At 71.8% G+C, this 9,665-nt stretch carries 12 protein-coding genes; 8 read left to right on the forward strand and 4 right to left on the reverse strand.

The annotated features are described in order from the left end of the window. Nucleotides 1-1,021, reverse strand: a 1,021-nt coding sequence (locus tag MHW47_RS26895; protein ID WP_239226357.1) for a glycosyltransferase family 4 protein, incomplete at its 3' end; no start/stop codon positions are given. 116 nt (nucleotides 1,022-1,137) lie between these two features. Between MHW47_RS26895 and MHW47_RS26900 the strand changes: the two genes are divergently transcribed. The 6 genes from MHW47_RS26900 (at nucleotide 1,138) to MHW47_RS26920 (ending at nucleotide 5,572) form a co-directional block, all read left to right on the forward strand. Next, nucleotides 1,138-1,404 carry a hypothetical protein gene (locus tag MHW47_RS26900; RefSeq protein WP_239226358.1) on the forward strand — a complete coding sequence of 89 codons (267 nt, stop codon included), beginning with the start codon at nucleotides 1,138-1,140 and terminating at the stop codon, nucleotides 1,402-1,404. Continuing rightward, nucleotides 1,385-1,903, forward strand: coding sequence for a DUF6879 family protein (locus tag MHW47_RS26905; protein ID WP_374230155.1), 519 nt, complete (start codon nucleotides 1,385-1,387; stop codon nucleotides 1,901-1,903). The genes MHW47_RS26900 and MHW47_RS26905 overlap by 20 nt, the downstream gene beginning before the upstream one ends. 10 nt (nucleotides 1,904-1,913) lie before the next feature. Further along, nucleotides 1,914-2,762, forward strand: coding sequence for a helix-turn-helix transcriptional regulator (locus tag MHW47_RS26910; RefSeq protein WP_239226360.1), 849 nt, complete (start codon nucleotides 1,914-1,916; stop codon nucleotides 2,760-2,762). Nucleotides 2,763-2,865: 103 nt separating this feature from the next. Further along, on the forward strand, nucleotides 2,866-3,000 hold the full coding sequence (locus tag MHW47_RS35825; protein WP_275449702.1) for a hypothetical protein: 135 nt from the start codon (nucleotides 2,866-2,868) through the stop codon (nucleotides 2,998-3,000). A 10-nt stretch (nucleotides 3,001-3,010) separates the two neighbouring features. Continuing rightward, nucleotides 3,011-4,210, forward strand: a complete 1,200-nt coding sequence (locus tag MHW47_RS26915; RefSeq protein ID WP_239226361.1) for a methyltransferase domain-containing protein — start codon at nucleotides 3,011-3,013, stop codon at nucleotides 4,208-4,210. Between the two features lie 129 nt (nucleotides 4,211-4,339). Continuing rightward, nucleotides 4,340-5,572, forward strand: coding sequence for an ATP/GTP-binding protein (locus MHW47_RS26920; protein ID WP_239226362.1), 1,233 nt, complete (start codon nucleotides 4,340-4,342; stop codon nucleotides 5,570-5,572). A 54-nt stretch (nucleotides 5,573-5,626) separates the two neighbouring features. On the opposite strand, the gene MHW47_RS26925 is transcribed toward MHW47_RS26920, so the two are convergent. Then, nucleotides 5,627-6,328 carry a VOC family protein gene (locus MHW47_RS26925; RefSeq protein WP_239226363.1) on the reverse strand — a complete coding sequence of 234 codons (702 nt, stop codon included), beginning with the start codon at nucleotides 6,326-6,328 and terminating at the stop codon, nucleotides 5,627-5,629. Between the two features lie 137 nt (nucleotides 6,329-6,465). Here MHW47_RS26925 and MHW47_RS26930 point away from each other — a divergent pair, with 137 nt between their 5' ends. After that, nucleotides 6,466-6,657 (forward strand): hypothetical protein, encoded by a 192-nt coding sequence (locus tag MHW47_RS26930; protein WP_239226364.1) that lies wholly within the window; start codon nucleotides 6,466-6,468, stop codon nucleotides 6,655-6,657. Nucleotides 6,658-6,737: 80 nt separating this feature from the next. Here the strand turns inward: MHW47_RS26930 and MHW47_RS26935 are convergent, their stop codons facing one another. Then, complete coding sequence (locus MHW47_RS26935; RefSeq protein WP_239226365.1) at nucleotides 6,738-7,346, reverse strand: TetR/AcrR family transcriptional regulator; 609 nt, start codon at nucleotides 7,344-7,346, stop codon at nucleotides 6,738-6,740. Nucleotides 7,347-7,533: 187 nt separating this feature from the next. Here MHW47_RS26935 and MHW47_RS26940 point away from each other — a divergent pair, with 187 nt between their 5' ends. After that, a complete protein-coding gene (locus MHW47_RS26940; RefSeq protein WP_239226366.1) occupies nucleotides 7,534-8,679 on the forward strand; it encodes an NAD(P)/FAD-dependent oxidoreductase in 1,146 nt (381 codons plus the stop codon). Between the two features lie 11 nt (nucleotides 8,680-8,690). Here MHW47_RS26940 and MHW47_RS26945 read toward each other — a convergent pair whose 3' ends face one another. Then, nucleotides 8,691-9,662 carry an endonuclease/exonuclease/phosphatase family protein gene (locus tag MHW47_RS26945; protein WP_239226367.1) on the reverse strand — a complete coding sequence of 324 codons (972 nt, stop codon included), beginning with the start codon at nucleotides 9,660-9,662 and terminating at the stop codon, nucleotides 8,691-8,693. Nucleotides 9,663-9,665: the final 3 nt, after the last annotated feature.

Genomic DNA, 9,665 nt, shown 5'->3' on the forward strand with positions numbered 1-9,665 from the left:
CGTCGTCGCCCACGAGCCGCAGCAGGGCGCCCGCCAGCGCCTCCCGGTCGCCGACCGGGACGAGCAGGCCGTCCTCGCCGGAGGTGACGATCTCGCCGGGGCCGTACGGGCAGTCCGTGCTCACGACGGGCAGCCCGCAGCTCATCGCCTCGACGAGGGTCATCCCGAAGGACTCGTACGCGGACGCCACCGCCCCGATCGAGCCCTTGACCCACTCGGCCTCCATCGGGGTCACCGCGCCCATGAGGAAGACGTTGTCGTACAGCCCGAGCCGGTCGATGAGGGCGCGCAGCCGCTCCTTCTCCTCGCCCCGGCCGTAGATGCGCAGCGTCCAGTCGGGGTGCGCGGCGGCGACCGCCGCGAACGCCTCGATCAGCAGGTCGAACCGTTTCACCGGGGTCAGCCGGCCGGCCGCGACGACGATCCGGCCCCCGCCGTCCGCCGGGGGGAGCACCGGGGCGGGGATGCTGTTGGGCAGGGCCTGGAGCCGGACGCCGGGCAGCCGCATCTTCCGCCGGTAGACGGCCGCGTCGGCCTCCGTGACCGGGGTGAGCGCGTCCAGCCGGGGATACGCCTTGCGCAACACGTTCCGCAGGCGCGGCGCGTGCTGGTCCAGCATGAGGTGCTCCTGCCCCACCCGCACCACCCGCGCGGGGGCCTGGAGCGCCAGGTGCACGTTGAGCCCGGGCCGCGTCCCCACGACCACGTCCGCGTCGAGCCCCGCCAGCGCCGCCCCGATCCGCTCGTCGGTGAGCGCGCTGTACTCCCCGTACCGGTTCTCGGCGGCCGGGAACACCTTCGCCGGGGTCCGGTGCCCCGGGTCGTCCTTCTCGTGGCGTAAGTCCACCAGCGCCCGCAACCGCACCCGAGGATCGAGCGCGATGCTCGGCCGCTCCCGGCTCCGCAGCGCGGAGATGACCTCCACGTCGTGCCGCTCGGCAAGCGCGCGGGCCAGATTGAAAGTGGTGGTGACCGTCCCTCCTATCGCGTACGCGTTGTGTATGAGGAAACAGATCTTCATGCCCTCAATGACCCCCGACCCCACCCCGTGGTTGCCCCGGCCGCCCTCTTGTGCCGATCGCGTCGAGCGATCAGGCTCGTGCACGTCCAGGCCCCCGGTTTGCGAGGAGAGCACCCATGAGCCTGCGATTCCTCGGGATTTGGCCCAACACGCCCGATGACGGCTCGCCCACGATCTGGCTGGACGAGACGAGCGGAGACCTGATCATCCAGTCATGGAAAGCTGACGAGGACACGATTCGACAGGCACAGGAAGTCGGCTCGGTACCGGGCCACTCGACCGACGTTCCCGACCACGAGAGCGTGATCCGGTTACCCGCCAACATGCTCCAGTTCATCCCCCGTCCGGACAGTGAGGACAACGGTGGCGACAGCGGTACGTGAATGTCTCGCAAAGGCGCGGCACTCAGCGATGCACCTTGAGATGCGGGACAGCTACATGCGCGACGACCCGGAGTTCGTCCGCTGGCAGAACGGACACCGGTACGAGCCGGCCGACCGCGCCTCGTGGTGGCGTCCGTGGCTGGACGTGGTGGCCGAGGCCACCGGCCGGGGCGTCGTCATGCGCCGACTGCGCGTGGTCTCCGAGCCACTGAGCGACTACGTCCGGTACGAGTACGACGGCACCTTCACCAACGTCGCAGCGGGCGAGGACGTGCGGTGGTTGCCGCGCTCAAGGGCGCGCGACCTGCTCCTCCCCGCACTGGACGGATGGGTCATGGACGAGGAGACCGTGATCCTCCACCACTTCAGCGGAGACGGTCAGTGGACCGGCCCGCGCATGGAAGTCGTGCACGACCCGGCCCTGGCCGGGAAGTACGCCGGTGCGTACGAGGCGGCGTGGGCACGCGCGATTCCCCACGCGGAGTACCGGCCCGCCTGATCACGTCCCCATGGCCGATTCTCCGTCTTCCAGCGCCCAGCAGGCCCGGCAGGCCCTCGCACGCCGACTGGCGGACCTCTGCCGGGATGCCGGCCTGACCGGGCTCGAACTGTCCGCACGCTGCGGGTGGAGCCGGTCCAAGTCGTCCCGGATCATGAACGCCAGGACCCCGCCGTCTGCCGACGACATCCGGGCGTGGTGCCGGGCGTGTGGTGCCGAGGGACAGACCGAAGACCTGATCGCCTCGCTGCGGACGGCCGAAGGCATGTGGGTCAACTGGCAGCGCATGGAACGGGCCGGGCTCAGACAGGCGCAGGAAGCACGCTTGCCGCTGTACCGGCGGACCCGCCGATTCCGGTCCTACTCCTCCTGGCTCGTGCCCGGCATGATCCAGACCCGGCCCTACACCACGGCAGCGCTGCGATCCGTCCAGCGGCGGCGCGACCTGGTGGACGACGTGGCCGAAGCCGTGGCCGCACGCATGGAACGGCAACGGGTGCTGTACGAGGGTGGCCGGAGATTCGCGTTCCTCATCGAGGAGTCTGTGCTGCGCGCCGGAATCGGGGGCGTCGAGGTCATGTCCGGTCAGCTCGACCATCTGGTCGGGATCGCCGCTCTGCCCCACGTCAGTCTGGGGGTCGTGCCCATGAGAGCCGACCGCGAGCGTTGGCCGGCCGAGGGGTTCTGGATCTACGACACGGCCCAGGTCAACGTCGAGCTGGTGTCCGGCTACCTGACGATCACACAGCCCGGCGAAGTGGCCATGTACGCGGAGACGTTTGCCGAGTTCGCGGAGCTGGCCGTCTACGGGGCCGCCGCTCGCGCGCTCATCGCATCCGCACGGGACGCCCTCGAATGACTCGTGTGCAACCTCGTGCAACTCCGTGGGAGCCGGTGCCCCGTCGCCTCTAGCGTGGTGACCACATCAGCCTGACGGCACGTCCGACGACGGAGGTACTGACATGCGCACATGGTGGCCGACCATGGCCGACGGCAACCCGCAGGACGACAGCGACAGCGGCAACAAGCACGGGGGCGGCGGGTCCGACGAGGGCGGCAACACAAACGATGGCCAAGGCCCGGCGGACGGCAGGTGAGTCCGCTCCGATGACCGAACGCGAAGAGGAGGCGGGGCCCTTGCGGCTCGCCTCCGCGCTCATCGCAGGAGGAGCGCTCACCAGCGAGTGGTTGCCCGCGTTCCACGCGGTGCCCCGTCACCTGTTCCTCCCGGACACGATCTGGCCGGGCCAGGCCGGCATGAACCGCCAGGACGACCGCGTCGTCCGCACCGAGGAGCCGGAGGTGTGGTGGGAGGCCGCCTATCGGGACGCGCCGATCACGACGCAGTGGGACGACGGCGCGTACACCGGCCCCGGCAAGGGGAGGACCCCGTCGTCGTCCAGTTCCATGCCGACCATGGTGTTCTCGATGCTCGAAGCGCTGAACGTCGAACCGGGGCACAGGGTCTTGGAGATCGGCACCGGCACCGGCTGGAACTCCGCGCTGCTCTCCCATCGGGTCGGTGCGGAGAACGTCGTCACGGTAGAGGTGGACGAGGTCAGCGCGAGGGGTGCCCGCAGCCGTCTGAAAGCAGCTGGATTCGAGCCGCTCACCGTCATCGGGGACGGGGCCGAAGGCCACGCCGAACGGGCGCCGTACGACCGCGTCATCGCCACGTGCTCCATCGGCCGGGTACCCCGGCAATGGATCACGCAGACGCGGCCGGGCGGACTCGTCGTCGCCCCGTGGGGACCGGTGTACGGCGGGGAAGCCGTGGTGCGCCTCACTGTGGCCGGGGACGGCACGGCCGCCGGGCGGTTCCTCGGTTCCTCCGCCTTCATGCGCCTGCGTGCCCAGCGCACGGAGCGCAAGCACGTCCGCGAGTACCTCAAGGGCCGGGCGTGGCCGGCGGACGGGAAGCACAGCATGACCAGCCTGTCCCCCGACGAGGTGGGAGACTGGCCGGTCATGTTCGCGATCGGTACGCAGGTGCCCGGTGCGTTCCCGTGGATGGAGCCGTACGACGACGGCTCCTACACGCTGTGGCTCCGGGATACGGCCGTCACGTCGTGGGCGACCGTGGATTTCGTGCCGGGGCGTGACACATTCGAGGTCTGTCAATCCGGGCCGAGAGACCTGTGGAACGAGGTGGAAGCGGCCTACCGCTGGTGGGACGGGCAGGGACGGCCGGGATTCGAACGGTTCGGCCTCACCGTGGCCGACGGCGGGGAGTGGGTGTGGCTCGACCGGCCCGACCACCCCGTCCCGCTCACCCGCAGCCCTGACGGCCTCCCGGCCGTGCCCTGAACCGGACGTCGTGTCGCCGGCAATCGACACACCCGGTCTCTGCGGCGGAGCACAGCGATACTTTCTCCGAGGCCCACGCCTTCTACGAAGATCGCGCAGCGGGTGTGCTCAGAGCGCTAGGGTCGCCTCATGCCTCTGTTGGGCTTCACGGTGCGGAATCACAAGAGCATCCGTGACGAGATCACGCTCGACCTCACCCGCCCCTCACTGCGGACGCTTCGCCCCAGGGACGACGACTGGAACGGCGTGACGTACCCGCTCGCGGGAGTCTTCGGCGCGAACGCGACCGGCAAGTCCTCCGTGCTCGACGCACTGCGCTACACCTTCAGCGCGATCAGCCAGTCCGCCACCGCGTGGCAGGCGTCGAAGGGGATGCGACGCGCCCCGTTCCGGCTCGACGGCTCCGTGCGCACCGCTTCGAGCACGTACGAGTTGGACTTCGTCCACGCGGGCCACCGCCATGCGTACGGGTTCGAGGTCGACCACGACGGGATCAGGCGGGAATGGCTGCGTGACGTGCCCGGCAGCCGGTGGCGCACGTTGCTGGACCGCGACCGGGACACCGGCGTGCTCAAGTTCCACCCGAGCCTGCGCGGGCGGATCGACGTGACGGGGCGCGAACTCGTACTCAGCCGGGCCCTGCTGTTCAACGAGTCGTCGTTGCACACCATCGCGCGCGAGCTGGTCGACCGCTTCGACTGCGTCCTGGTGAAGGACTCCCCTCGCGAAGCGCGGCTCAGGGACATCGCGGACTCGCTCGCCGAGGGGACGATCACGTTCCCCGACGTGGAGGCGCTTCTCCAGGTGGCCGGCATCGGCGTCGACGGGGTCAGCCTCGAAGAGACCGAGACCCCCAAGGAGGTGCGCCGGCACCTCGCGTTCCCCCACCGCGGCTCGGCCGACGAGCGCCCGCAGTTCTCGATCCACGAGGAGAGCGACGGCACGATCGCCTGGCTCGCGACCGCCGTGCCGGCCGTGGAGGCCCTGCGCAAGGGCGGGCTGCTCATCGTCGACGAGATCGATTCGAGCCTGCACCCGCACCTGCTGGAAGTGCTGCTCGGGGCCTTCGCCGACCCGGCGGTCAACACCCGGCAGGCACAGCTGATCTTCACCAGCCACGAGTCGTACATCCTCTCGCCGCTCAGCGACGTGAAGCTGGAGCCCGAACAGGTCTGGTTCACCGACAAGACCTACGACGGCGTCACCGAACTGACCTGCCTCGCGGACTTTCCGAGGCATCCGGACGCCAACGTCGCCCGGCGCTACCTGGCGGGCCGCTACGGCGGAACCCCGCACCTGTCGCCGAGCACGCTGACGGCCCTCATCGTGTCCGGGGAGGACCGGGGAAGCGGTCCTCCCTGACCACCGCGGTGGGCCCCGATCCCTCGTCCGCCATGCCGCTCCTGGTGGATCTGCTCAGCCCGCGCTGACCTCCGTACGCCGCAGCGTGAACTCGTTGCCGTCCGGGTCGAGCAGGTCGCCCGTTTCCGTGCGGCGGGCGCCCAGGGACAGGAGGCGGGCGATCTCCGACTCCTCGTCGGCGTCCGCCGGGAGGGACAGTTCGAAGTACAGGCGGTTGGTCTCGTTCTTCGGGTGGACCGGCGGGCCGCCCCAGGTGATCTTCGTGCCGCCCCGGGGGGACTGGATGGCCGTCTCCTCGTCCTGGTCCCAGACCAGCGGCCAGCCCAGCGCCTTGCTCCAGAAATAGCCGACCGCCTGGGTGCCGTCACACGCGACCGCGCCGATGAACGCCGTGTCCGCGAGGAACTTGTTGCCCGCCGCGATCACGCAGAACTCGTTGCCGTCCGGGTCCGCGAGGACGACGTGGCTCTCCTCCGGGGACTGGCCGATGTCGATGTGCCGGCCGCCCAGCTCCAGGGCGCGGGCCACCGTGGCCGCCTGCTGCTCCGGGGTCTCGCTCGTCAGGTCGAAGTGGGCCTGGTTCTGGCGGTTCTTCGGCTCCTGGCTCGCCGTGAAGCGGAGGGCGAAGCCCTCGCCGTCCGGCGGAAGGACCGTGCCGTCGTCCGCCCGCTCCCGGTCCAGAAGGGCGGCCCAGAAGCGGGACAGCGCCTCGGGGTCGGTCGCGTGGAAGCCGATCGCTGAGAGGTGAGGGGTCATGGTCCGTGCGTCTCCGGTCTGTTGGCTGCGGGCCGGCGCAATCCTAGAGAAAGATCGTCGAACGGTCGGCCGATTTTTTCGGGCGCCCAAGGTGACCGCGGGAGGGGGCACCGGGCCGGACCTGGAAGAATGTGGACATGGCGACATGCAAGAAGTGCGGTGCGCACAAGCGCCGCTGGCCCCGTTCCTGTGCGCAGTGCCGGCACGGCGAGAACCGTGCGGACATAGCCGCGGAGGCCGCCCAGACCGCTGTGGAGACAGGCGCGTTCCGGCTGATCGGGCGCGCGATCACGGGAGTCGCACGGCTGACCATGCGCGTGTTCGACTGAGGTGACCCGTGCGGGGGCGCGGTGCGGGGGCGCCGTGCGGTCACTCCCCTGCGGTCACGGCGTACCGGCGCCCCGTGCGGTCACGGTGTCCCGGTGATGGTGCGCCAGCCGTGTTCGAGGAGGTCGAACGCGGCGTTGAGGGCCGCGGTGGCGTCGGGCCGGTCGCGGGCGATGCGCGGTGCCTCCAGGGCGAAGCGGGCCAGGGCCAGGCTCGACGGGTCGTCGGCGGGCAGGCCGCTCTCCTCGGAGATGATCCGGGCCAGCGGAGCGGTGTTCTCCAGCCAGTTGTTGTGCTGGTAGTCGAGCAGGGCCGGGGTGCCGGTGACCAGGGCGAGGAAGGCGTCGGCGCCGGGATCGCCGCCGGGGACGAGCAGCCGGTGGCGCAGGGCGTGCTCGCGCAGGGCGGCCGGCAGGGACTGCCCCTCCGGCCGGTCGCGGACGGCGTCGAGCTGCTGGGCCCGCAGCTCGTCCTGGCGGTCGAAGACGAGGGCTTCCTTGCCGGAGAAGTGCTTGAACAGCGTGGTGGTGGACACATCGGCGGCGTCGGCGATCTCGCGGATGCCGACCGCGTCGTAGCCGCGCTCCAGGAACAGGCGCAGAGCCGCATCGGCGATGGCCTGGCGGGTGGCGGCCTTCTTGCGTTCACGACGGCCCATGGGCGGGGGCACCGTACTGCTGGCATCGGGCATGCCGCCAACCTACACGACCGGTGACACCGCTGAAAAAGTTAAACGGTTGCACTTGTTGAACCGGTCTGCCTATTCTGCCGGAGGACACCGGGCCCGCCGGGCCGCCGTGGCCTCTCCTTCGCCACGGCGCCGCTTCCGCCTGCCCGCCCGTCCCCCTCGTGCCGGTCCACAGGAACGGAGCACCACCATGACCACCACCCCCTCGCCCACCGCGCCCCGCATCGCCATCGTCGGCGCGGGCCCCGGCGGCCTCACCTGCGCCCGCGTCCTCCAGCGCCACGGGCTCCACGCCACCGTCTACGACCTGGCCTCCGGCCCCGCCGACGGCAACCAGGGCGGCACCCTGGACCTGCACGAGGAGGACGGCCAGGCCGCGCTGAAGGAAGCCGGGCTGCTGGAGGAGTTCACCCGCCTCGCCCGCCCCGAGGGCCAGGAGATGCGGCAGTTCGACGCCGCCGACTGCACCCTCCGCTTCCACCACCGGCCCGCCGACGACGAGTTCGCCGCCCCCGAGATCGACCGGGGCCGGCTGCGCGCACTCCTGCTGGACTCCCTCGCCCCCGGCACCGTCCAGTGGGGCCGCACACTCACGGGCGTCGAAGGACCGGACGACGGCCCCCGCCAGCTGCGCTTCGCGGACGGCACCGTCGTCGACGCGGACCTCGTCATCGGCGCCGACGGCGCCTGGTCCACGGTGCGCCGCGCCCTCTCCCCCGCCGTCCCCGAGCACATCGGCGTCAACTTCCTCGAAGCCTGGTTCCACGACGTCGAGACCGCGCACCCCGCCGTCGCCGCACTCGTGGGCGGGGGCAGCGCCATGGCGGCCGACGGCGAACGCGGCCTCTTCGCCCAGCGCAACAGCGGCGGGCACATACGCGTCTACGTCGTCCAGACCGGCCCCGCCGACTGGCTCGCCCGCGCGGGGCTGACCGACCGGGACACCGAACAGATCCGCGCCCTGCTCCTGGAGCGCTACCGGGGCTGGTCACCCGGCCTGCTCCGGCTCCTCACCGACAACGACGGGCCCTACGTCCACCGGCCCCTCCACGCCCTGCCGGTCCCGCACACCTGGGAGACCAGCCCGAGCGCCACCCTGCTCGGCGACGCCGCCCACCTCATGCCCCCGCTCGGCGTCGGCGTCAACCTCGCCATGCTCGACGCGAGCGAACTCGCCCTCGCCCTCGCGCGGCACGACACCACCGCCGACGCCGTACGCGCCTACGAGGCGACCATGCTCCCCCGCTCCCACCGCATGCAGAAGGCCCTGGACGGCGCCGCCACCGGCCTGCTGTCCACCGACACCTTCGACCCCGGCCACCCGGACGCCGGCTGAGCAGCCGCCCCCTACGAACGCGGTCCGCCCGCCCCCCGGTCCGGGGTCACGCGCGCCGCCACCGGAAGATGGTCGCTGCCCGTCTCCGCGAGGGTCCGTATCCGGCCGACCGTCGCGTCCCGGGCCAGCACCTGGTCGATCCGCGCCACCGGGAAGGACGCCGGGAAGCTGAACGCGAAACCGCGCTCCGGCACGGAGAGGCGCGAGGTCAGGGGCGCCAGGCCCCGGTCGTCCACCGTCGCGTTGAGGTCGCCGAGCACGATCACCGGGCCCGCCGCCTCCTCCGCGTCCAGCGCCGCGCCCAGCAGCCGGGCGCTCTCGTCGCGGCGGGCCGACGCCAGACCGGCCGCGCCGATCCGGACCGACGGCAGGTGCGCCACGTACACCGCCACCTCGCCGTGCGGCGTCGCGGCCACCGCGCGCAGGCCCCGGCTCCACGGCTCCTCGATGTCCGCGGGCCTGATGTCCACCGTCCGGGCGCCGGTCAGGGGGTGCCGGGACCACAGGCCCACGGTGCCCCGGACCTCGTGGAACGGATACGCGGACGCGAGCGCCTTCTCGTACGCGGGCAGCGCGTCCGGGACCAGTTCCTCCAGGGCGATCAGGTCGGCGCCCTCGGCGGCCAGGACGCGGGCGGTGCCCGCCGGGTCGGCGTTCTCGTCGCTGACGTTGTGCTGCACGACGAGCAGACCGCCCGCCCCGTCGGCCGGGTGCGCCACCGGCAGCAGCAGCCCGCCGAACGCGTACACCCACGCCGTGACCGGCAGCACCCCGGCGAGCAGCGCGAGCGGCGCCCGGCGCAGCGCGGCCAGCGCGAGCAGCGGGACGACGGCGAGCCCCAGCCAGGGCAGGAAGGACTCCAGGAGGCTGCCGAACCGGCCGGGGGTGTTGGGCACGGCCCGGTGCCCGGCGATCAGCGCGGCCAGCAGGAGGGCGAGCCCGGCCAGGACCCTGCCGCGCCGCCGCGCGAGGACGCCCGCCACCCG

This window comes from Streptomyces sp. OfavH-34-F (assembly GCF_022347745.1).
In the GTDB taxonomy this organism is placed as follows: Bacteria; Actinomycetota; Actinomycetes; order Streptomycetales; family Streptomycetaceae; genus Streptomyces.